This is a genomic window from Pseudoalteromonas sp. P1-16-1b (assembly GCF_001401785.1).
GTDB lineage: Bacteria > Pseudomonadota > Gammaproteobacteria > Enterobacterales > Alteromonadaceae > Pseudoalteromonas > Pseudoalteromonas undina.
In genome coordinates this window covers 16403-40566 of sequence record NZ_LKGQ01000003.1, presented here as the reverse complement: position 1 = coordinate 40566, position 24164 = coordinate 16403, and the positions used below count along the sequence as shown (strand labels likewise).

Here is a 24164-nt window from a genome sequence, read left to right as displayed (position 1 = left end):
GAAACCCGTAGCTCGCAGCCCGCCGTGAGTTTAATCCTGCTCTTGTTCCATGAAACGTTGTAGTTGGTCTTTAAGGTTTGGCGGAATGCCCTTGATCACTAAGGTATCAGTGGCTTCATTATAAGTCACACGCTCACCTAAATGCTTACGCTCAAAGCTAATGCTCACACCGCCACCTAAGCCTGAAAACTTCACCATACTCGTTACTGTTTTCTTATCGACTGGGAATGACTCTTCTAGGTCATAGCTTTGCTCTTTACAAAAGCTCTCAAACGGGTTGTCGTCGCCTTTAGTCAGCGTTGCTGAAAGTTCACTTACATTAGCCTCTTCTCCAGTAGTGACACAGTCGTTACAATAATCAAATACTTGCTTACGTAAATCGTCTTTTTCAGACTTATCAAATTCTTGCTCTGATAAGTAGTCTTCTACCGCGTTTAGCATTACTTGGCTTTGTTGCTTAGGATCAATGCCCTCTTCACAACCTAAGAAATCTAAAAAGAAGTCAGCCACTTTTCGCCCCGCACGACCTTTAATAAACGAAATATAACGATTGTCGTCTGCTTGGGTATCCCATGCGGTTAAATCAATGCGAGCAGCCAATTGCATACGCGAAATATCTAAATGGCGCGATGCGGCTAAATCAAGCTCTGAAGTCATGGAGTAGTGCTCTTTAATGTTGATCATGGCAATCAACATATAATCAGTAGCCACGTACTGATAATGACAAAATACTAAGTAGCCAGTTTCATTAAAGGCGTATTTATCTAACTCTTCTTTTAATACCGTTGATGCCTGCTCGGTCATATGCCAAAAGCCAAGCTCATTATTACGATAGCTTTGCATAGTAGAGGCAACAATACTGTTTTTTTCACCACTAAAAGCACAAAAACCTTTGCCTGGCTTGCCGTTGTAGGCGTGGTGTAATTGCTCAATGAATACAGCAACTTTGTCGTTGATCATCATTTCGTCGTTGCGAAGGTGAATTTGGGTGTCGTCATCTTTTTTGTCTACATAGTGCACGACTAATTTTTTAACATCTATTGCCATCTTTGTTTTTCACGCCTCTGGTGTTAAAATACGGGAATATAACTATTTTTATTGAACCAACTGATGCCAATCTTATCAAAATACTCTAATGAAGAAGTAGAACAAATCGTCGATCAGCTTATTGATGTTTTATCAAAACACAATGCGCCGGTTGATTTAAGTCTTATGTGTTTAGGAAATTCTATCACGCATATCTTAAAAGAGCATGTACCAACAGGGAAAAGACAAGCTGTTACTGAGAACTTTGCAAAAGCACTCGCTCAGTCGGTTAAATAAACTCTATGAATTTATCGCAGCATAACCAGTTTTCATCGAAAGCAAGTCAATTATTAAGTTGGGGCCATTGGTTTACATTTGCCAATATTGGTTTAGCGCTTTTAATTAGCTTAAGCTATTTATTTGCCGACTCACCGCCCACTACTTATATAGGTATCACTTATATGGTGGTTACGTGGCTAAGCCACACCAGCTTTATTGCCTTTTTAGCGTTTGTGCTGACAGTTTTTCCTTTAAGTTTAGTGTTTCCCTACCCGCAGCATATTCGTGGTATGGCGGCAGTGATAGCAACAATAGGTGCTTCAATACTGACTTTGGACGCTTATGTGTATTTTAACTTGGGCTATCACTTAAATGCCTCGGCGCTGCCTGAAATTATTTCGTTGTTGTGGCACCGCTTAACAAATTCACCTGCGCTTACTACCTTGCTTGCTGGCAGTATTGTGTTACTTATTTTAGGCTTTCAGCTTACGGTTAGTAACTTTACTTGGCACCATTTAGGGCGTTTAAAGCAATTTAAATTTGCTCGTTATGCCGGTTCTTTTTTAGTTATCTGTTTTGCCTTAAGCCACAGTATTCATATTTGGGCTGATGCAAATTTAAAATTTGATATCACAAAACAAGATAACGTATTACCGCTTTCGTACCCGACTACGGCAAAGAGCTTACTCGCTAAAAACGATTTGCTGGATGTTGAAAGCTACGAGCAAGCCCATAATGTTAAAATTAATAACCAAGGTATTAATTACCAAATACCTACCCCATTAGCAAAATGTGAAGATTACAACGCAGCTAAAGTTGATATTTTAGTGTTTGATAATGACGAACAGTTAGCAAAATTTGTTGCTAGCAAAAAAGGCATTTATAAAAATCAGCAGTTTTTACAACCCACAGATCATAGCGACATGCTATTTGGTTTGGTGTATGGCCTGCCTGCATTTTATAAAACCGACATTATTGAGCAACAAACCTTACCTGTTTGGCAAAGCCAACGCCGTAGTGTAGAAGTATTTGGTATTGATGAGCTGAGCTTTATTAACGAGCAAGCACACAAAGATGGCGCAATCAGGGTTATTAAAGCGAATGAAAATACGACTGTACGCGATGACACTACTGAGTTTTTTGCATTTAGTGTGTCTCAAAACAGCAATGAAATAGTGACCACGTCAACCTTGTATAGCTCAGATAAGTTTATTTCTAAAGTGAATGGCTTAATTCAACCTAGTGACATTCTTGCTACTAGCCTTGGCCAATACTTAAACTGTAATACGCTTGCAGAGCAGACAATGTTAGGGAAAAACTTATACAATAAAAGTAATAACATTGGCGTTAATTACTCACAAGGCGTCGTAATTGCTTATAAAAAAGATAGAATTACGCTGATTGATCGTGATGGAAACTTTAGAAATATTTCCGCAGCTGAAGGGTTTTCAATTGAGCAAGGACTTGATATTCCGTTTTTAGTGCACAGTATTAAAAAGCTTAAAACGTTTTCTCAATAGCACCTCATAATATGAGCGAGCCATTAAAACTGACTCGCTTAGTTTCTGTTATTACTCCTTTGCACTTGCTATCCCCCTCAGCTAAGTTATAGTTTTTAGGATTAAAACATTTTAACTCGATCAGAATGCGCAAAGGATCATCATTATGTTCAACGTTATTAATCTGATCATTACTGCCTGCCTTTTATGCTTTAGCTCTCTTGCACTAGCCCAAACTACCTATTACAAATGCGTAACCCCAAAAGGGACTACCTTTTCACAATTGCCCTGTAGTAACAATGCAACCATGCATAAAATAACTGCCACCGAGCCAAAACAAGCAGGTGAAGAAATAAACTACACTAAGCAGTTAAACGAACTTGAACGCGACACCATAATTACTAACTTAGAGGCGGAGCTGCGCAGTAACCAGCATAAACTCGCTATACTTTCGCGAGAGAAAGATAGAGCTGATTTTAAACAACAACAACGCTTGAATCATATATTAAGTGCCGATGATAAAAAACGAATTAGAAAAGATATTAAAAAAACGCAAAAAAGTTTAGATAAGCAATATAAAAAAGAAAAAAAATTAATTGAAAAACGAATTAAGAAATTACAAAAAAAGATTGATGCCTACCAAACAGACTCTAACTAACTTAAATAAATATCATCTTAATTTGCTTGGTTTTAAACATAAAATAACATACCCTTAACAACTATAGAGTACGAACTCTAATACGTGTTTAGTGATGCAATTTCCTTTGACCCGCTTTTACAAATTAAATGGTATCCACCGGCACTTTGCTAAACACCTAAAGGCGTCAATTAAGGAGTACTGATGCAACCACGCCAAATTGCTGAGTTAATTTTAACCGGATTTAAAAAACATTACCTGCTGTTTCAAAGAACAACAGCAAAAGCACCTTATGCGTTTGCTAAAAGAGATTGGCAAGCAATCAATGATATTAGCCGCCTACGTATTAGCTATTATGATGATCGAGTTAACGAAACCACAAAAACCTTACGTGAACGCCAACAAACAGACCAGCTAAACGAAAGTTTATGGCTTGAAGTAAAAAAAATTTACCAGCATTTTTTATGTTTTCACCCGCAGGCTGAGCTTGCCGAAACATTTTATAACTCTGTATTCTGCCGCTTATACCACCGCCGCTATTTTCATAATGACTTTATTTTTGTTGAAGCGACACTCAAAGATGCGCCATCAGTGCCAGTAGAGGCTGAATATAGAAGTTACTTCCCCGTCGTGGATGGTTTAAAACCAACAATTAAACGCATTATTAACCACTTTGATTTTAAAGCCGATTTTGTCAACCTTGAGCGTGATATTCGTTTATTAGTAAAAGCGTTTTATAAGCAAGCTCCCGATACTCACCACCAGCATTGGCAAATGCGTTTTGATATATTACACACGCCGTTTTACCGCAATAAAGCCGCATACATTGTGGGGCGCGTTGTATCGCAAAGTGGCGTTCAGCCTTTTATTATTGCCGTGTTACACCATGAAGATAAAGGCCTTTATTTAGATGCCTTACTTACAAAGTCGTCGCAAATGCGGGTTATTTTTGGCTTTGCGCGAGCTTACTTTATGGTAGAAACTCATGCTCCTTCAGCGTTAGTGCGGTTTTTAAATCAACTTATGCCGAATAAAACCCTCGCCGAGCTTTACAACGCCATAGGCTTTCATAAACAAGGTAAAACTGAATTTTACCGTGAGTTTTTGAATCATTTAACTCATTCTAATGATCAATTTACCATTGCTCCAGGTACACCGGGTATGGTGATGATGGTATTCACCCTGCCCTCATTTGGTTATGTATTTAAAGTCATCAAAGATAAATTTGGCGAAAGTAAGCCATTTGGTCGCGAAACGGTATTAAAACGCTATCAACTGGTTAAAAGCCACGACCGTGTTGGCCGAATGGCTGACACCATAGAGTATTCAAACGTCGTATTTCCTTTGGCACGATTTGATAGTAACTTGTTAGCACAGTTGCACAAAACCATTGGCTCATCAATGGTAATTGAGGGTGACTGGTTAATTATAAAACACTTATATATTGAAAGACGGATGACACCGCTGAATCTGTTTTTAGAAAATGCAGACGAAAAAAGTGCCGCCGATGCCATTGAAGAGTATGGGCAGGCGCTTAAAGAAATGATTGCCGTGAATATTTTCCCTGGCGATATGCTGTTAAAGAACTTTGGTGTAAGTAAGCACAAACGGATTATTTTTTATGATTACGATGAAGTGCAATATTTAACAGACATGAACTTTAGAGCGCTACCTAAAGCAAAAAGTTATGACGATTATTTAATGGACGAACAAAGTTACTCGGTTGCACCTCAAGATGTATTTCCAGAGCAGCTATGTACCTTTGTAATGCCTAATCCAACATATAAACAATTTTTAACTAGCACGCACCCTGAATTACTTGATGTTAACTTTTGGAAACAAGCACAACAAAATATAAAAAATGGAAAGGTGAGTCATATTTATCCCTATCCTACAGCACAGCGTTTTATCCATTATTGGTAAACGTTAAGGACACACAATGAATATAAGTAAAATAGATTTAAATTTACTGGTTTACCTCGATACATTACTGCGCGAATGTAATGTTACTCGTGCTGCAAACCAGCTTAGCATTACTCAACCGGCAATGAGTAACGGACTTAAACGCCTACGCAACCTTTTTAATGATCCTATTTTAGTGCGTACCAGCGATGGTATGGTACCGACTGAGCGTGCTATTGAGTTGCAGCCTGTGATTCGTGGAATCTTGATGACCCTTGAAGAAACGCTGGCACCTAATCGTGAGTTTGAAGCTAAACAAAGTAAGCGAGTGTTTAGGATCATGGCCAGTGATTACGCGGCCAGTACCATGGCACCGCGTTTATTAGGGAAACTACACGAAGAAGCGCCCGACACCACCTTAGATATTTTAACTCCTAGTGATGTTACCTTTCACGATGTTGAAAACGGTAAAGTTGATATGGCGATTAACCGCTTTGAAAATTTACCACAATCGTTTCACCATAAACGTATTTGGAAAGATAGCTTTTGTTGTTTAGTAAAATCAGATAACCCCATTATTGAAAACTTTAGCCTAGACAGCTATTTAAAAGCTCGCCATATTTGGGTAAGTAAAACAGGCTTTGGTGTTGGTGTGGGGATGGACCCTAAAGATGTGCAAAAGCTGGGCTGGGTTGATGAGGCACTGGCGCATTTTGGTAAACACCGTAATATTGCCACTTTTACTCGTAACTATCATGTGGCTGTTCACTTAGCCAAAGAGAAAAATTTAGTTGCGACTTTGCCCTCAAAAGCGGCCAATATTTATTTAGACGATCCTGGGCTTAAAATACTGGAGCCCCCCTTTCCTATCCCGCCATTTGAACTTGATATGATATGGAGCCCTTTATTACACAGAGATGCTAGTCATATTTGGTTACGCCAAAAAGTAGCTGAAGTAGCGGATGAGCTAAAATAACTTTCTTACATACCTTAATGTAAAATTTGCTTGCTAACGCCTAGTTAGCAAGCATACCAAACTATAAAAAATAATTAAAAACCATCAAATACAAAAGCTTAAAAAACAAAACCTACTTGGAATAGCACTTGCTTGATAATGACTGTATTTTAAATTAACAGAGGTCATTATTATGAGCACCCATCAAGGACAAGAAATAAATCATATTACCGACATTATCCAAGTAATGAATAGCGGCATCGACTTTTACCAAACAGCACAAGATAAAGTACAAGACCCCGCTATAGGAGCCCTATTCCAACGTATGATTGACGCTCGTAAAGTCAGTGTGGAGAGTTTACAACCTTACGCAATTAATCAACAAGGTGAGCGCGAAGATGGCTCGTCGTTTGTTGTAGAAGCACGCCGTGCATTTACTACTTTGATTAGTAAATTTGCTAACGATAACGATCAAACCTACGTTAAAGAGCTTGAGGAAGTAGAAGACAAAACCTTAGAAGAAATTAAAGTAGCGTTGAAAAAGCCTCAGTCTCATGATTGTGAAGCAGCGTTATCAAAAGTATTACTTACTATGCAGAGCTGCCATGCTGAAATGAGTAAAATGCAAAAACATTAAGTTTAAAAACGATAAAAGGGCCTTACGGCCCTTTGGTTGTTAAATAACAATAGGAGAGTTATTCATTAAAAGCGATACTCTGCACCTACGTAGTAGTAAGCACCGTTGAAGCCAAATGGCGCTGAACGACGTGAGTACTTAAATACACCATCGCTGCTGACAATGGTGTTACCTTGAGCATCTACAATTGTGCCTGAACGTGAATTACCTATGGTGTTTTCATCTGGGTAAACATCAAATAAGTTATTTGCGCCAATATTTACTGATAAATCGTCAGTCACAAAGTAATTTACTTTGATGTCAGTTAAAATTTCAGCACCATAAGTCTGGCGGCCGCCATCTTCCACTGTGTATTCACCAAAGCGATTAAGCGATAGGTTTACGGTCCAGTCGTCGCGACGATAAAGTGCACTTAAGTTAATTCGATCTTCTGGTTGCCATTCTTCAATAATAGAAATTTCTTGATCAGAAAACACATCATCAACTGGCACGGTCTCAAGCCCAGAACCTGCAGGTGTAAATAACGACACGACATCGGTTTCTGTAAAGTTAGCCGCTAAAGTAAAATCAAGCGTGCCGCCAAGGCCTTCTGTATTCCATGTAGCCACAAAGTCGATACCTTGTGTCTCAGTGTCAGCGCCATTTAAGAAAAACTGCCCTGCACCCGCACCTGAACTTAATAACGCAGCATCAAGACTGCTTGATAAGCCTTTACCTAAGCGATTACTAATTACAATACGGTCGTCAATATCAATTGAGTAGTAATCTAGGGTTACATTAATATTATCGCTTACGTTATAAACGATACCTAAACTGCGGTTTTGAGATTTCTCTTCTGTGAGCTTAGGAATACCTAAACTTTGCGCAAGGGTTGAATCGTTTCTAAAGGTGCCCACTTCTTCAGCCACTAAGTTACCATTAGGGCCTACAACAAACTGTGTGCTGATGTTGTTAAAATACAACTGCTGCATTGAAGGTGCTCTAAAGCCTGAGCTTAGCGCACCACGAAGTGAAATATCTTCAGTTACTGACCAGTTACCGGCTAGTTTAAAGTTAACTGTATCGCCAAACCCTTTGTAATTGTCGTAACGTAACGCCCCTGAGATAATTACATCTTCAATAACGTAAGCTTCAGCGTCTAAGTAAAACGAGATCACATCACGCGACTCATCAACCGACGACGCTGGGGATGAACCACCAAAGCCTTGTGTGCCACCGGATGCGTTTTCGCTGCCAATACCACCGCTTAGCCCATCGTAAATATTAACACCGTTGTTGGTATCGTAATCGCGATATGCATATTCACTACCCTCTAAAATTCGGTACTCATCGGTACGAATTTCAGCACCCATTGCCAATGAGTAGTCATCAAAATTTTGAGTAAAATCAAGATTGATCGTTTGCAGTGATAGCTCCATGCCATAAGCATAACCTTGACGTGGAATCGTGGCGCGAATATCTGCTGCACTTAGGCCTTGATCATAACGTAAAAAATTCGCGTAAGAGCCGTTAATAGTATCGCTAGTCGTGTAGTCAATACTGTTTTCACCATAGGTGTACGATAAATCTAAGCTTGAGTCGTTATCAAATTCAGTTTTATAACCAAAGTTATATGAAATATCGTCAATCGTGGTGTTTATTTTAGGTAAAAAACCAGCTGGGATAGTTGCATCGCCATCTTGAAGTACCGGGTTACCACCTGCATTGGCATTATGGCGGAAAAATGCTGCTGATTCGTTATCACGAGTTGAATAGGTAATAAAACCGTATAGTTCACCCGCTCCTAATTCGTAGCCGGTGTTAACTGTTAAACCAAATTGTTGTGAATCAGCATCACCAATTCTGAATGTATCACGCGGTGCGGTTAATTCGCGTGGTTCACCTGCAAGCAAGGTACCATCAGAAAGTTCAGTACAGCCATAGAACTGACATGAGCCATGAAGGCCTGCACGGTTAGTTGGTGCACGATCACGGTAGTTAATAGTTGTATTTAAATAACCGTTATCACCTAAAGCAAAGCCTTTATTAAAGTCGATATTAACGGTTTCGCCATCACCTTCAGAGTACTCACCGTAGTTAACGGCCGCTTTACCACCTTCGCTGCCATCTTTTAGCACGATATTAATAACACCGGCAATTGCATCCGAACCATATTGAGCCGCAGCGCCGTCGCGCAGTACTTCAATACGTTTAATAGCTGAGGCTGGAATCGCATTCATGTCAGTACCCGCAGTACCACGACCAACGGAGGTATTAATGTGGATAATACTGGCTTGATGACGACGCTTACCATTGATCAATACCAATGTTTGATCCGGGCCAAGGCCACGTAAGGTTGCGGGTCTTAATGCATCAGTACCATCACTAATAGATGAACTTGAAAAGTTAAAAGAAGGTGCGATAGCTTGAAGCATGCGGCCAACTTCTGTCTGGCCGGTGTTTTCGAGTGCTTCTGCACTTAAAATATCAACGGGGACAGGTAAGTCTTCAACTGAACGTCCTGCGACACGACTACCTACAATAGCAATTTTTTCGATGTTTTGTTCTGCGCTTTGTTCAGCGGCATTTATTCCTTGTGAATTAACTGCAAGTAAAGCAGGTAATACGGCAGCACTAACTCCTGAAAGCTTCATCATGTTGTTATCTTTCCTATTGATTTGTTTGAGTTTAATACTCAGTAAACCATTTTGATCAACAACCGCATCGAGCTCAGTCTCAGCTAACAATGCGTTTAACGCATCGAGTTGAGAATAAAATCCATATAATGAATTTGCCTCGTACTGTTTAGCAAGCTCATACGAAAAAACCACAGTTTGTTCTGTTTGCTTAGCAAATTCTATTAAGGCTTTGTCTGCTCGTTGCGCTTTTATATCAAACTGCATCATTTGTCCCTCAGTTTGACTCGCGTGCACACTGATACTAAAAAACAGCGGTGCAACGAGTCCCAGCGGACTTAAATAACACGTATGGTTACTGCGCAACTTATATAAACAGTTAGCAAACAAAAATCCTCTATAGATTTTTATCATTTTTTTAATCTTTAAATTACTTTTTACACCCTTATGAGTAACATTGATTAACAATGGCGTGATTTTCATTACCATTACCTATGATTTTTTTTGATATTTTAAACTAACAACATGCTCGCCTAAACGTTCATGCTCAATTGAAAAATTATTTTGTAAGCTCTCTAACAGCCCTGCAACATCACCTGCTTTGAAGACGCCAGCCACTTTAATGCGCGCTAATTCATCAGATGATAGTTCAAATCGCGTGGCGGTATAACGGCTAACTTCGTTTAAGGCATCAACCAGTTGCTCGCCATTGAATATCAACATGCCATTTTGCCATGCTAAATCGCGTTGTACGTCATCAACCGATAATTGTGTAATTGGTTTAGTTACGCTCTGTTCAATAATGGCTTTTTCACCCGATATCACTATATTGGCATTGATCTGGCGGATTTCGTGATTGCTGTTATCAGCTTGCTGATACGCTTTAAAATCGTCAGCATTAACAGCAACACTAGGGTCGGTGATCATCACTTTACCTTCAGTTACTACCAATTCGAGATCAGAAGAGGTATTGCGCTGCACATTAAATACTGTACCAAGCGCGGTAAAGCTTTTATCCCCCGCCATCACACTAAACGGGCGTGATGCATCTTTAGCTACATTAAAACGCCCTTCTCCACGGCTTAGTAATAACTGTCTACGTCCTTGGCTATAAGCGACTTCTAGTGAACTATTAGTATTAAGCTGAACTATTGTGCCATCTGGTAAAACATAGGTTGCTTGCTCGCCAACCTTTGTTTTATAAATTTTTGTGTAATTTACTTTAGCTAAATTTTGGTTAAAGTTGCTCCCCATGTTCAGCAAAAAGTAGCTGCACATCATTAAAGCTGCAACAACACTTGCCGCAATACCATATACATAGGAAGGCTTTGTTTTAATGCCTGCAGAGTGCTTATTAGGAAACAATACGCTGAGCTCGTTAAGCACACTTAAGTCATCCCATAATTGTGCTAATTCATATACCGCATTCTGATGAGCCGTGCTTTGTAGCATCCACAGTTTAAATTGCTCTTGCTCTTGTGTACTTAAGCCACGATCAATCGCACTTATCCATTGCGATGCTTTTTCTAAGATTAATTCTTTTGAAGTAAATTGATGGATGTTACTCATTTTACTGCCCTCACTATGTTCGCACTTTGTTGGCAATGTTCACTCTCATCTTGCACTTGATCGCGCATATATAGCATGGTGTTTAGTAGCCCTTTAGCAATGTGCTTTTCTACCGTACTTTGACTTAGCTGCATTTGCTGTGCGATCTCTTTTTGGCTCATCCCATATACTTTTTTTAATATAAAACATTTTCTCACTACAGGGCTTAGCTGCTCAGTAGCACGACAAAATAGTAAAAAACGTTCTTTGGAGGTGTATTCATCTTCTAATTGCATTGATTTAAGCAATTTAGGAAGTTCAGTTTCGTGATTTAAAGGAGTACTAAATTTATTATCCCATTTAGCTATATGATTTAGGGCGAGATGTTTAGCTGTTTTCAACATATAGCTGCGGGTGTATTGAATATCTTGTTTTAGCTCTGCTTCATAACTTTTAACAAAGGTTTCTTGAACAATATCATCAACATCGTCAGGTAACACAATTTTAGACACAAAGCGCCGCAGTTGCGTGGATATATCTGAGAATGTACTGGCTAATTTAATTCCTCGAGCCACGTGGGTAGTCCCTTGTTATTATTATTACGGTAAGATTACGAGTTTTATGGTTAATTACAAGGCATTTTGTTAATTATTGGTTATTTATTAGTTGCGAATATACGTACTCAGTATAAATGTATTAATATTTATTATATTCTTAATCATTATGGCTGTATTAAAAGTAGCACCCCTAGCGTTTTTATAGTGAAGCCAAACCCTTATTTAGCTTAATTTTTATTGGGTTGCTGTGTAGTAATTTAATAACCGCAACGCTACTATTAACGGATAGAGGCTAGGAGTTAAAAATGAATAATCAAAAATTAGCTGATTTTGAGCTTTACTTTCAAATTGAAGAGAGCAATCGCGTCAATCTATTTGCCGTAGATGACGCAGTGGTACCAAAAAGTTTGGCTGAACTAGACGCAGATATTCCGCCTTTATTTAAACTTGCTAACGAAGTCAGTAGTTTAGATCAAAGCGCTTTAGGCCCTTTGCGTAACTTAGGAGATATTGCCCAAGAACTGACAACGTTTTTACAAGCCCAGTCGCGTAAAATAGATTTGATCATGAGCCATATTTTAGCTTCAGAACAACCTGAAGATAACTCAATTTATTGCGACAGTTATGGCGGCGGCGGAATTAAGTTTACCAGTGAACATTTGTACACATTAGGTCAGAAATTTCGTACCAAACTGTTTTTACAGCATGAAGCCTCTGCGGTGTATTGTTATAGCGAAGTTGTTGCTATAGAAAAACAAGACAATGAGCATTACCAGTATACCCTGCTGTTTGTATCAATAAGAGACAGTGATCAAGAGTTGGTTGTTAGAGCCAGTTTACATGCGCAAACACGCCAACTTAAAAAGCGCCAACAACTTGAAAAAGCGAAAGAGAGTTCAAACGAGTAACACGAGTGTTTATTTACCTGTTTAAATCGCTTTAAATTGTAGTTCAAACGTTTATTTAAAAGTGACTTAGCTGTAATTGAACTGCTAAACTAGCCCCATCTTTATTTGTATTAAAAATCCATGAACTTTAGACTTTTACCTGAATGGGCCGAGCAAGATGCTGTTATGCTTACATGGCCCCATAAAAATACCGATTGGGCTGATAATTTAGCACGTGTTGAACCCGTTTATATTGAACTTGCAAAACATATTACCGCGCAACAAGCCTTAGTGATTGTTGCTCATGATGAGGTATTAAAAACCCACATTAACTCATTACTAAATGATGCTGGTATTGAGCAGACCCGTGTATATTTTGTTGTTACTCCTACTAACGACACGTGGGCGCGTGACCATGGCCCACTTACGTGCAGCGCTATAGAAAAGCCAGATCAATTAAAAGTCTACGACTTTACCTTTAATGGCTGGGGTAATAAGTTTGAAAGCGCCCTTGATAATCAAATAAACCACACATTAGTTAAACAGCTAAGTAATACAAGTAACCAGTATCAAGCCCTCGATATGGTGCTTGAAGGCGGTGGTATTGAAATTAATGAACATGGTGTATTGCTAACAACCAGCGAATGTTTACTGAATAAAAACCGTAACCCTGATTTAAACCCAAGTGACATAGAAGTACTTTTAAAAGCGCACTTAGGCGCTACTGATTTTTTATGGGTTGATCATGGTTATTTAGCCGGTGACGACACCGATAGCCACATTGATACGCTCGTTCGCTTTGCACCTAACAACACCCTTGTGTATGTAAAATGTGACGATAAAAGCGATGAGCATTTTAGCGCGCTAGATGCCATGGAAAAACAACTACAAAGCTTTAAAACTGCTGATAACACCCCATATAAGCTAATTGAGTTACCGTGGCCAAAAGCCGTGTATGACGATGAAAATACGCGTCTACCTGCCACCTATGCAAATTACTTAATTATAAATAACGCAGTACTAGTGCCCATTTATGACGATGTAAACGACCAACGTGCTTTAACACAAGTTCAAAAAGCATACCCAGAGCACACAATTATTGGTGTAAATTGTTTACCTATTATTGAGCAATTTGGCAGTCTTCACTGCATTACAATGCAATTACCTCGTGGATTTTTAGCTGGAGCAGTACAATGACAAGCCCTGCACATTTATCAGTTGCCTTAGTGCAACAAAGCAACAGTGACAACGCTGAACATAATATTGAAAAGTCAATTGCGGGCATTCGCGATGCCGCTAGTAAAGGCGCGCAACTTGTTGTATTACAAGAGTTACACCGCAGTTTATATTTTTGCCAAACCGAAGACGTTGATGTATTTGATTTGGCCGAAACAATACCAGGCCCAAGTAGCAACACTTTAGGCGAACTCGCAAAAGAGCTCGGTATTGTTATTGTAGCTTCATTATTTGAGAAACGTGCTACGGGTCTTTATCACAATACCGCCGTGGTGCTTGAAAAAGACGGCAGCATTGCAGGTAAATACCGTAAAATGCATATTCCAGACGACCCAGGGTTTTATGAAAAATTTTACTTTACTCCCGGGGACTTAGGCTTTGAGCCTATTCAAACCTCTGTAGGTAAACTAGGTGTACTGGTGTGTTGGGATCAATGGTTTCCTGAAGCCGCGCGTTTAATGGCAATGGCCGGCGCTGAACTTTTAATCTACCCAACAGCTATTGGCTGGGATCCACGCGATGATAAAAACGAGCAAACCCGCCAAAAAGATGCTTGGGTTATTTCACAGCGAGCGCATGCGGTTGCTAATGGCGTTCCGGTGATTAGCTGTAATCGAGTTGGTCATGAAAGCGACCCGAGCGGTCAAAGTGACGGCATTCAATTTTGGGGCAACTCTTTTATTGCAGGCCCTCAAGGCGAAATGTTGGCAGAGGCTGATAACCAAAATGAACAAATATTAATGGTAAAACTTGATCAAAAACGCAGCGAGAACGTAAGACGTATCTGGCCGTATTTACGCGACCGTAGAATTGATCATTATCAAGATTTAACAAAAATTTACCGTGACTAAATAATAATGTGGTTCTTACTCGTTAAGAGCCTAATTTAATGGAGTAATTAATGGCGTTTGAGCAATGGGCAGCCTTGCCTTGGGTAAAATCTCAAAAAGATAAAATTCAATGGGGCGAACTTCTAGGCAGTGGCTTAAGCATTGCTATTGCACAAGGTGTTAAGCAGCAAGACAACTTAGTGTTAATTGTTACCCCTGATACACCAAGTGCTCTGCGCCTTGAAACAGAATTAGAGTATTTGCTGCCTGATAACCCAGTAATGGTTTTTCCAGATTGGGAAACATTGCCTTATGATCACTTCTCGCCCCACCAAGATATTATTTCAGCACGTTTAGCAACACTCAATACACTGAAAAAAGAGCAACAAAGCGTACTCATTGTTCCGGTATCAACCTTGATGCTGCGCACTGCCCCAGCATCATTTATATACGGCTCAACGCTGAATTTTAAAGTAGGCGATAGATTAGACACCCATGCTCTGCGGGACAATTTAGAGCAAGCGGGTTACTTACATGTGCAACAAGTCATGGAGCATGGCGAGTACGCTATACGCGGCTCAATTGTTGATTTATACCCCATGGGGAGTAAGCATCCATTTAGGCTCGACTTTTTTGATGATGAGCTTGATACCATCCGTTTATTTGATGTGGAAACTCAGCGCTCAGACGAAAAAGTAGAAAAAATTGAGCTACTACCTGCTCATGAGTTTCCTACTAACGAATCAGATATTGAACGTTTCAGAATAAGCTATCGTGAAAAATTTGGCGCAAGTGCTGAGCAAGACTCAGTCTACATGCAGGTCAGCAAGGGTAATTGGCCAGCAGGTATAGAATACTACATGCCGCTGTTTTTTGAAGGCTTAGCAACCATTTTTGACTACTTGCCTGACTCAACAACCGTCATGCAATTAGGGGATTTAGAGCATGCAGCAGATAACTTTTGGCACGATGTTAATGTACGCTATGAGAACCGCCGAGTAGATCCTCTGCGCCCACTATTACCGCCCGATGAGTTATATCAGCCAATTAATGAGCTGTTTTCCAATTTAGGTAATTATGGCCGAATTCGTCTATCGCAAGCAAAGCTAGGGACAAAAGCGGGCAATAAAAATCTCGCAGTTAATGAATTGCCTAATGTACGCATCGATCATAAACAACACCAACCCTACGATGCATTTATTAACTATGTAGCTGAGCAAAAAAAGAAAAAAGGCCGAGTGGTTATTAGTGTTGAGTCGGACGGTCGACGCGAATCATTACTGAGTATATTAAAACCTAGCGGCTTAAAATTTAAAGAATTTGATAGCTTTGAGCAGTTTACCAACAGCAGTAATGACGTTGGTTTAATTGTCAGTCCGCTTGAGCAAAGTGTGGTGCTTAGCACTAAACCAAGTTTGAGCATTATTACCGAGCAAGAATTGCTTGGGATCAAAGTATCACAACGCAGACGCCGTAAGCACAAGTATGAAGCAAGCCAAGACGCGTTAATTCGTAACTTAGCAGAGCTTAAAGAAGGCCAACCGGTTGTGCACCTTGACCATGGTGTGGGCCGTTATCAAGGGCTGCAAACGATTGATGCCGCCGGTGTGGTGACTGAATTTGTGACTATTACTTATGCAGGTGAAGCAAAACTGTATGTGCCGGTATCGGCACTTCATATGCTTAGTCGTTATTCTGGAGGTGAAGAGGCCAGTGCGCCACTGCATAAGCTCGGCTCTGATGCCTGGGATAAAGCGAAAAAACGCGCCGCTGAAAAAGTACGCGATGTGGCTGCAGAGTTACTCGATATTTACGCACAACGCCAAGCCAAGCCAGGTAATAAGTTTACGCTTGATGGCCAAGCTTATCGCCAATTTAGTGATAGCTTTCCGTTTGAAGAAACAGATGATCAACGTAACGCCATTGAAGCGGTACTTGGTGATATGCAGTCAAAACAAGCCATGGATCGTTTAGTATGTGGTGATGTTGGTTTTGGTAAAACCGAAGTAGCTATGCGGGCAGCCTTTGTAGCTGTTAACGATAATAAGCAGGTGGCTATTTTAGTCCCTACCACCCTACTTGCTCAACAACACTACGATAACTTTAAAGACCGCTTTGCTGATTTTCCAATTGAAGTGGGGGTGCTATCGCGTTTTAATTCGGCCAAAGAGCAAAAAGAAACCCTTGAAAGAATGAATGATGGCAAGCTAGATGTGGTTATTGGCACTCATAAATTGATTCAACAAGATATCAACTTTAAAGATTTAGGCCTGTTAATTGTTGATGAAGAACACCGATTTGGGGTTCGTCAAAAAGAAAAAATTAAAGCCCTGAGAGCAGATGTTGACATACTCACTCTGACCGCAACCCCTATTCCGCGTACATTAAACATGGCGATGAGTGGCATGCGTGATTTATCAATTATTGCCACTCCACCGGCTAAACGTTTAGCGGTTAAAACCTTTGTACGCCAACGCGACGAAGAGCTAATTCGCGAAGCGGTACTACGTGAAATTAAACGTGGCGGCCAAGTATACTTTTTACATAACAACGTAGAAACTATTGAACGTGTCGCTCAAGAAATTAGCGAATGGGTGCCTGAGGCAACAGTAACCTCTGCACATGGTCAAATGCGAGAGCAAGAGCTTGAGCAAATAATGACCGACTTTTATCATCAAAAATACAATGTCCTTGTGTGTACCACGATTATTGAAACCGGTATTGATGTGCCCACAGCAAACACCATAATTATGGATAGAGCCGATAAACTTGGTCTTGCTCAACTACACCAATTACGCGGACGTGTAGGTAGAAGCCATCACCAAGCCTATGCTTATTTACTTACCGGTAACCCTAAGGCACTCTCTAAAGATGCGAAAAAACGTTTAGACGCGATTGCCTCATTAGAAGATTTAGGCGCTGGCTTTGCCTTAGCAACTCATGATTTAGAAATTCGTGGTGCGGGTGAGCTATTAGGGGATGATCAATCAGGGCAAATGCAAACCATTGGCTTTAATTTGTATATGGAAATGCTTGAACAGGCCGTTAACGCACTTAAAAATGGTCAAGAGCCAACTCTTGAAAATCTATTACAAAAACAAACAGAAGTAGACTTAAAGCTACCTGCTTTGTTACCAGATGATTATATTCATGATGTTAACGCGCGTTTAGGTATGTACAAGCGAGTAGCAAGTTGTGCTAACCTTGCTGATATTGATGAGCTGCAAGTTGAATTAATAGACCGCTTTGGTTTATTGCCCGATGCAGCTAAAAACTTATTTAGTTTACAACAACTAAAGATGCAAGCGAGTAATCTAGGCATAACCAAAATAGAGGCAAACCCGAAAGGGGGCTACTTTGAGTTTAGTCAAAATACTAAGGTTAATCCTAGCTTCATTATTGGTTTGATACAAAGTGCGCCACATATTTATAAGATGGATGGCGCAAATAAATTACGCTTTGCCATTAGCGAGGCGAATGCCCGTGAACGCTTAAAAATGATCACTGCTATGATTGCAGATTTCGAAAAAAAGGTTAGCCATTAATGTTGCTGAAAAAATCGCTGGTTGTTTTATGCTGCTTGTTTAGTAGTACTGCATTTGCAGAGCGTTGGTTTGAAGTAGAAGTGTTGATATTTAAACAACGCCCTGCTCCATACCTACAAGAAGACTTTAGCTTAAAGCACGACGCCATAGAAGATAAAAACACCTTAGATTTACTAAGCCCTGTTTATAAAAAACAAGCAATGGACGCGTGTATAAATGGCGATCCGCGTTTTCAAAAACGTACCTTTGCTGACACTTTAGTCAACTCAAATCCTCAGTCAGCAGCGTGTAACGACAGCATTGATTATGTAAAAAGTTACGATGTGTTACCAGTAATACCTCAAGCACCTGCACAAGAGACGATGGAGCAAACTTACCTGTTAGCCCCTGAGCAATTGCAGTTTCAATCACAACGCCAAGCCCTAGACCGCAAAGGACTAACTCCTTTATTGCATACCGGGTGGCGATTTGAGGGTGCGAGCAAGTCACGCTCGCCTAGCATTCATTTGTTTGCAGGCAGCCAATTAAAAAACAATATAAACACTGCGATTAGTTACGCCGATTCTGATTTTATTAGCTTAATAAATACGCCTGAACCACTATTTGACGAAGCTCAATCTTCTGACATGAAATGGGAGTTAGATGGGCTATTTAAAATACACTTGCGCCATTACTTATTTATTAATGCACACTTTGATATAAGTGAAAAACGTGACAATGGCGATCTAGAATCAGCCCGCTTTTCACAGTTTAGGCGAGTGTTCAGTGAAGACATTCATTATTTTGATCACCCTCGTATGGGGATGATTGTGCAAATTCGAAAATTTAATCATTAACGGTATTATTCAAGGAAAATAACAATGAAAAAATTACTTATTATTGCAGCGGCACTGAGTCTTGCTGCTTGTTCAAAAGTAAACTTAGAAAATTATGAAAAGATTAAAATCGGTATGGACAAAACAGAAGTTGAAGCTCTTTTAGGCAGTGCTGATAATTGTGTAGAAAAAACACTGCATACTAGTTGTACTTGGGGTAATGACGCTAAAAATATCGAAATTACCTTAGTATCAGACAAAGTAACGCTATACAGCAAAAAAGGACTAACGGATAAATAGTCTAGTTTAATTTAAGTAAAGAAGAGGAATAACCTGTGTTATTCCTCTTTTTTAGTGTCACTAGTGTAAATTAGCTCTATATTAACAATTTTACTGCGATTTAAAGTGATTTTATAGCGTTGATACAGCGCATTATCAGATTCGGTTAAAACCAATACCATATTTAATTGGTAGCGTCTTTCCACTCCCTGCTTAGAAATTTTATTATTTTCTAAATGGTACAGCTTCCCTTCCCCCTTTTTTAAATAACGTGCAAACGGTGCAAGATTAAATTGCAGTGTTTGCTGTAAGCTATCGTAGCCTGGCAAAAATTCTTTAGCACTGACCCGCGTTTCACTAGCAAAATGCAGCCATTGCGCCGCCTGTTTATTTTGCTGACGACGCTTAGAGAAAATTTTCCTCACTTCTTTAGGGATTTTTTTAAACCGCGTGTATTCTAACCAAATAAACTGACTGGCTACTTTATCTTTTGTAATACTGTTTTTAAAAATAAAGCGCCATTTTGGCCGCCCCCGCACAATAGCACGCCAAATAATACGGGTAATATCTTCTTTAAATATTTCTCTCAGCCCGTAAATAACCCCTAAAATTAAAATCAATGAAGCGGTTATTTCAGTAAAGGTAGAACGCGCATTGAGTATTACTACCATCACAAAGGCCATTATAACAGCCGTAACAGAGCCTTTTACCAAGCGTTTTAAATAACTATTAAGATAGCGTGTTTGGCGCTGTAAAATCACTCCATGCTCTATTAAACGCTGTAATAGGCGCATTTTATTGGTGATTCTGTTGGCGTCTTTAAGTGTTGAGTCAGAATTATATTGTTGCTCTGCCCGGTACTCACTCTCTGACTTACAAAAATTTAATAAGTCATTTCGCTCTTTAGCGTGATCGCTACTACGCGGCCCTTCATCAAGCAGCTTTAAAAACGTTTGTTCAATCTGCCAGCTTAGGTAGTTATCAGCATTGGTATAAAACGGAATCAGCTTTTCGTTATCAGGGGTGTAACGTCTGAGTTTTCGAAGTAGACTTTGGCTTTGCTCGCAAAGCTCCATAGCCCGTTGATAAAATTCATCGCTTTCTTGAATTTTTAACGCATCTTTAATATCTGCATCAATAGCAAGGCGTACTTGGTAACAATATAAATTTAAGTTTTGTCGGTAGTCTTGTTGCTCACCTTTGTTTTTACTCACAAAGCGGCTTCGTACCAATGGAAGATGAATATTATTAGCGTTATAGGCTACAAAAGATTTAAATTGATTATTAAAGTAAGACTCTTCGCTAAGTGTTTGTGCATTAATACCCATTTCATTTGGGATAGAAAAATAAAGATCGAGACGCTGCTCTGCACGCGGTGATAATTGCGGTTCAATAACAAACGATAAATTTTCGTCTTGCTTTAACAATGATGCCTCCTTTGGTTTTCTACCTGAGTTTACGTGCCTCTTTAATTTTGTTCAACAAAAAAGGCCTAGTAAATACTAGGCCTTTTAATGGTTCTAATTAGTTAAAATTAGAATTTAACGTTTACACCTGCGAAGAAACGACGACCTAGTACATCGTATGTGTACGGGTCAGTATTTGAATCGTTATTACCTGTGTAGTAAGGAGGTTGCTTATCAAACAAGTTGTTTACACCTGCAGATAAAGTTACTGTGTCATTCACTAAGTAATTACCGCTGATATCATGGTAAACTACTGTTGGAGTGCTTGGTGCATAACAAGAATCTTCTTTTCCGATACATGCGAAGCTATCCATACCAGCTATGTAACGAGCTTGGTATTGTGCATCCCAGTTATCGCCTGCAACACTTACAGTTAAGTTAGATTTAAAGTCAGCATATCCACCCGTTCCTGATGTAATAATGCCTGCATAGTCAACTGGGTCACCAGTAACTTCTACAACATATTCATCTAAGTAAGTTGTGTCTAAGCTTGTTTTCCAGTTCAGGCCAGCCACTTCAAAGCTGTATGCAAGATTTAAATCAACCCCAGATGTTTTTTCAGAACCAACGTTTTGTAATTGATTATTGAATTTAACACGGCCAGTTGCATCCATAGATACGCCTGCTGACTGACAAAGTGCAGTGCTAGCATTTGCACCATTATTTAAACACTGATCAACAATATATTGGCTATCTACTTTAGTGATTGCATTTTCAATATCGATTTCATAGTAATCAAGCGTCATTGAGAAGCCGTCAAGCCATTGTGGCTCGTATACGACACCAGCAGTGAAAGTATCTGCTTCTTCAGGAGTAAGTGAATCATTACCACCCACAGTTACTTCTGCTTGGTCTTGAGCACCTGGATAATCAATTTGGTCAAACGATGGTGAATTGCCAGAGTACAACTCAGAAACCGTTGGCGCACGGAATGCTGTTGAAACGACGCTACGTAGCATTAGTTCATCATTTACTTTCCAAGTAAGACCTAGTTTCCAAGTCTCATCTGAACCAAATGTGCTGTAATCAAATGCACGAATAGCTGCACTTAATTCAACATTTTGTGCAAGAGGAGCATCTGCTAGTAGAGGTATAGCAAATTCAACATAAGCTTCGTTTACGTCAAAACCGCCGGCTGTTGGCTCAACCATAGGGTCGTTTGCAAGGCCTTGTGCAGTTAAAGAGTCAGGTGTAAACCATGCTTTTTCTTGACGACGCTCTATGCCTGCAGCAAATGCAGAGTAACCTGCTGGTAATTCGAATAACTCACCCGATACAGATGCTGAAAGAATAAACAGCTGGCTTCCGCCGTTATTAACTTCAGTGTACACATTTTTGCGGAAATCTTCAGAAACCCAAGCTGATTGATCAAGTGGGTTAAATTTACCTTCAAGGATTTGATCTTGAATAGCACCCATATTGTGTAAGTTGCTTAGCTTGTCAACAGAGTCATTACGGCCGAAGTTCGCTGACACGTCCCAAGAGTAATCACCAACAAAACCTTCAGCACCCACTACTGCACGAACAGTATCAACTGATTGTTCAAAGTAACGCGCGCCGGTGTCAGACATACGACGGCCGTAAGAAATTGCATCACCATTTACGTAATTCGTTTCTTGTGTGATGTAATTACCATCAGCATCTTTATCTAAATAGCCGTCACCATCTAAATCAACACGCTTATCATAGCTTTGACTTAATAATGAGTTACCCATAGTCGCAGTGTCGTACTCAAAATCAAACCAAACTGGCTGTGGTGCCATCTGTTGCTCTGACCAACGCTTAGTATAAGTAAACTCAGCAAATACGCTCGTGTCATCAGATAGTTCGTATGTAGCGATACCTGTTAAGTTTAAACGCTCCATTGGCGTGTACAGGTAGCTTGCTGGTGAATAGTTATAAGCATCTTCATTAGTATAACGATGGTAATCGCCACCACGTCCTGTTACACCATTATCATTGATTAGAGATACTTGTATTTCTTCACCTTTAGCATCAAGGATAGTCCCTTTCTCGCTTGTACCATTCCAGATATGACCACCTTCATTGTATGAAGAACCAGTGCAATATAAACCGTTAGCACCTTCAGCAATTGGGCAGTTTGAGAAATCACGATCAGCTTGAGATGCTTTACCACGATCAGTGTATTGCATGCCGATAACAATGTTACCTTTATCGAATGAGCTACCAACAGTGAAATCAATTGAGTTCTCTGTTGCGTCACCTTCACCAGTAATTGCTGAATTAACATTCATGTCTAGGCCTTCAAAATTATCTTTTAGGATAATATTTACTACGCCAGCAACTGCATCAGTACCATAAACTGCAGAAGCGCCATCTTTTAGTACTTCCACTGATTTGATCATAGAAACAGGGATTGTATTTAAGTCAACAGTTGATGCTGCACCAGTACCCGATGCAATCATGCGACGACCGTTTACAAGTACTAGAGTACGACTTGAACCCAGACCGCGAAGGTCTATGCGGGCATTACCACCAGAACCATTATTAACGCCTGGGTTTGTCATTGCACCGCCTGTAGCGGTCATTTTCTGTAATACGCTATCAATACTTGTAGCGCCCATTGCTTTGATGTCGTCTGCACCGATAAGTGTAACAGGGCTTGCGTTTTCCATATCTGAACGCTTGATACGAGAACCCGTTACTTGAATTTTTTCAATTGACTTTGCTGCTTCGTCTGCAGCTAAAACCTGAACACTTGAGAACATTGGGATTGCTGCAATAACAGCTAAACCAAGAGTTGATTTTTTCATGAATGAACCCTACTTGTTGAATTTACCTAAATTGGCAACACTCACTTTTATGAGATTTTTGAGTGAGCGGGAGCAACTTAGGCGCCCTTAACTGAATGAAAACTTAACAACGGGGCAATAAAAGACCACCCTTATTTGCATGTACACAAAAAAGGTACAGTTGTTAACCATTGTTTCATTGTTAATTAATAAAAACACTTAAAAATCAATTACTAAAGCAACCTTAATCACATAAAAAACACACGTGAAATCAAATAGGTTGAGTTTGTAATCAAATGTAATTATCAGGGTAATGTGCCCTAAACAGGAAAATTAACATGTTAATCACAGATCGTTATTAAAAAGGTAAAACTAGGTGTTAATTACTAACCATATTTATGCAAGTAGATTGTTTATTTAGTCTGAATAATTTTGCTATATGCTTTAACCAGGTAAATTTTATGCTTATAGTGAATTACGAGCTCACTACACATTAATAAAAAACAGCTGTTAAATCGACGAGGGCTTTATAAATGTATTTGTGGGTAATAAAGGATGGCTATAATCTTTAAAGCAAGTAGATGTGCAAAAGGGATACTTATTATTAAGTTAAAATACTTACACTAACAGACGTGCTTCAGTTTCAGGTAACTACATGTGAGGTGAAGGACAATGGGCTTTGCCACTAGAGTTATACG

The 24164-nt window shown here is 39.6% G+C and carries 18 protein-coding genes; 12 read left to right on the top strand and 6 right to left on the bottom strand.

Annotation, left to right across the window (positions count from 1 at the left end; all coding sequences use genetic code 11):
- Positions 1 to 30: 30 nt before the first annotated feature.
- On the bottom strand, positions 31 to 1047 hold the full coding sequence (gene yejK, locus AN392_RS03035) for a nucleoid-associated protein YejK (protein ID WP_010389625.1): 1017 nt from the start codon (positions 1045 to 1047) through the stop codon (positions 31 to 33).
- Positions 1048 to 1110: 63 nt separating this feature from the next.
- Between yejK and AN392_RS03030 the strand changes: the two genes are divergently transcribed.
- From AN392_RS03030 to AN392_RS03005, 6 genes are all read left to right on the top strand, one after another.
- On the top strand, positions 1111 to 1323 hold the full coding sequence (locus AN392_RS03030) for a DUF1414 domain-containing protein (RefSeq protein WP_008109847.1): 213 nt from the start codon (positions 1111 to 1113) through the stop codon (positions 1321 to 1323).
- Positions 1324 to 1328: 5 nt separating this feature from the next.
- Positions 1329 to 2825, top strand: coding sequence for a DUF3413 domain-containing protein (locus AN392_RS03025; RefSeq protein ID WP_055011785.1), 1497 nt, complete (start codon positions 1329 to 1331; stop codon positions 2823 to 2825).
- A gap of 145 nt (positions 2826 to 2970) precedes the next feature.
- Positions 2971 to 3462, top strand: coding sequence for a DUF4124 domain-containing protein (locus AN392_RS03020; RefSeq protein ID WP_055011784.1), 492 nt, complete (start codon positions 2971 to 2973; stop codon positions 3460 to 3462).
- A 183-nt stretch (positions 3463 to 3645) separates the two neighbouring features.
- A complete protein-coding gene (aceK, locus tag AN392_RS03015) occupies positions 3646 to 5364 on the top strand; it encodes a bifunctional isocitrate dehydrogenase kinase/phosphatase (protein ID WP_055011783.1) in 1719 nt (572 codons plus the stop codon).
- 16 nt (positions 5365 to 5380) lie between these two features.
- Positions 5381 to 6319 (top strand): LysR family transcriptional regulator, encoded by a 939-nt coding sequence (locus AN392_RS03010; protein ID WP_008468187.1) that lies wholly within the window; start codon positions 5381 to 5383, stop codon positions 6317 to 6319.
- A gap of 172 nt (positions 6320 to 6491) precedes the next feature.
- Complete coding sequence (locus AN392_RS03005) at positions 6492 to 6935, top strand: PA2169 family four-helix-bundle protein (protein WP_008468186.1); 444 nt, start codon at positions 6492 to 6494, stop codon at positions 6933 to 6935.
- Positions 6936 to 7000: 65 nt separating this feature from the next.
- Here AN392_RS03005 and AN392_RS03000 read toward each other — a convergent pair whose 3' ends face one another.
- From AN392_RS03000 to AN392_RS02990, 3 genes are read right to left on the bottom strand one after another with little or no spacing between them, the layout of a single operon-like run.
- Positions 7001 to 10033 carry a TonB-dependent siderophore receptor gene (locus AN392_RS03000; RefSeq protein ID WP_055011782.1) on the bottom strand — a complete coding sequence of 1011 codons (3033 nt, stop codon included), beginning with the start codon at positions 10031 to 10033 and terminating at the stop codon, positions 7001 to 7003.
- A 9-nt stretch (positions 10034 to 10042) separates the two neighbouring features.
- Positions 10043 to 11119 (bottom strand): FecR family protein, encoded by a 1077-nt coding sequence (locus tag AN392_RS02995; protein WP_055011781.1) that lies wholly within the window; start codon positions 11117 to 11119, stop codon positions 10043 to 10045.
- On the bottom strand, positions 11116 to 11673 hold the full coding sequence (locus tag AN392_RS02990) for an RNA polymerase sigma factor (RefSeq protein ID WP_010389615.1): 558 nt from the start codon (positions 11671 to 11673) through the stop codon (positions 11116 to 11118). Before AN392_RS02990 ends, AN392_RS02995 begins: the two co-directional genes overlap by 4 nt.
- A gap of 287 nt (positions 11674 to 11960) precedes the next feature.
- Here AN392_RS02990 and AN392_RS02985 point away from each other — a divergent pair, with 287 nt between their 5' ends.
- The 6 genes from AN392_RS02985 to AN392_RS02960 all read left to right on the top strand — a co-directional run bounded on the left by AN392_RS02985 (position 11961) and on the right by AN392_RS02960 (position 19268).
- Entirely contained in the window at positions 11961 to 12563 is a 603-nt protein-coding gene (locus tag AN392_RS02985; protein WP_010389613.1) for a PilZ domain-containing protein, read from the top strand.
- Between the two features lie 120 nt (positions 12564 to 12683).
- A complete protein-coding gene (locus AN392_RS02980; protein ID WP_055011780.1) occupies positions 12684 to 13739 on the top strand; it encodes an agmatine/peptidylarginine deiminase in 1056 nt (351 codons plus the stop codon).
- The gene (locus AN392_RS02975; RefSeq protein ID WP_055011779.1) at positions 13736 to 14629 is read left to right on the top strand and encodes a carbon-nitrogen hydrolase; all 894 of its coding nucleotides are present in this window, start codon (positions 13736 to 13738) and stop codon (positions 14627 to 14629) included. The genes AN392_RS02980 and AN392_RS02975 overlap by 4 nt, the downstream gene beginning before the upstream one ends.
- Positions 14630 to 14679: 50 nt before the next feature.
- Positions 14680 to 18153 (top strand): transcription-repair coupling factor, encoded by a 3474-nt coding sequence (mfd, locus tag AN392_RS02970; protein WP_055011778.1) that lies wholly within the window; start codon positions 14680 to 14682, stop codon positions 18151 to 18153.
- Complete coding sequence (locus AN392_RS02965) at positions 18153 to 18989, top strand: peptidoglycan binding protein CsiV (protein WP_055011777.1); 837 nt, start codon at positions 18153 to 18155, stop codon at positions 18987 to 18989. Before mfd ends, AN392_RS02965 begins: the two co-directional genes overlap by 1 nt.
- 24 nt (positions 18990 to 19013) lie before the next feature.
- Positions 19014 to 19268 (top strand): lipoprotein, encoded by a 255-nt coding sequence (locus AN392_RS02960; protein WP_036983007.1) that lies wholly within the window; start codon positions 19014 to 19016, stop codon positions 19266 to 19268.
- Between the two features lie 38 nt (positions 19269 to 19306).
- Here AN392_RS02960 and AN392_RS02955 read toward each other — a convergent pair whose 3' ends face one another.
- Both AN392_RS02955 and AN392_RS02950 read right to left on the bottom strand, forming a co-directional pair.
- The gene (locus AN392_RS02955) at positions 19307 to 20674 is read right to left on the bottom strand and encodes a hypothetical protein (RefSeq protein WP_010389605.1); all 1368 of its coding nucleotides are present in this window, start codon (positions 20672 to 20674) and stop codon (positions 19307 to 19309) included.
- Between the two features lie 107 nt (positions 20675 to 20781).
- A complete protein-coding gene (locus AN392_RS02950) occupies positions 20782 to 23487 on the bottom strand; it encodes a TonB-dependent receptor (protein WP_055011776.1) in 2706 nt (901 codons plus the stop codon).
- Positions 23488 to 24164: the final 677 nt, after the last annotated feature.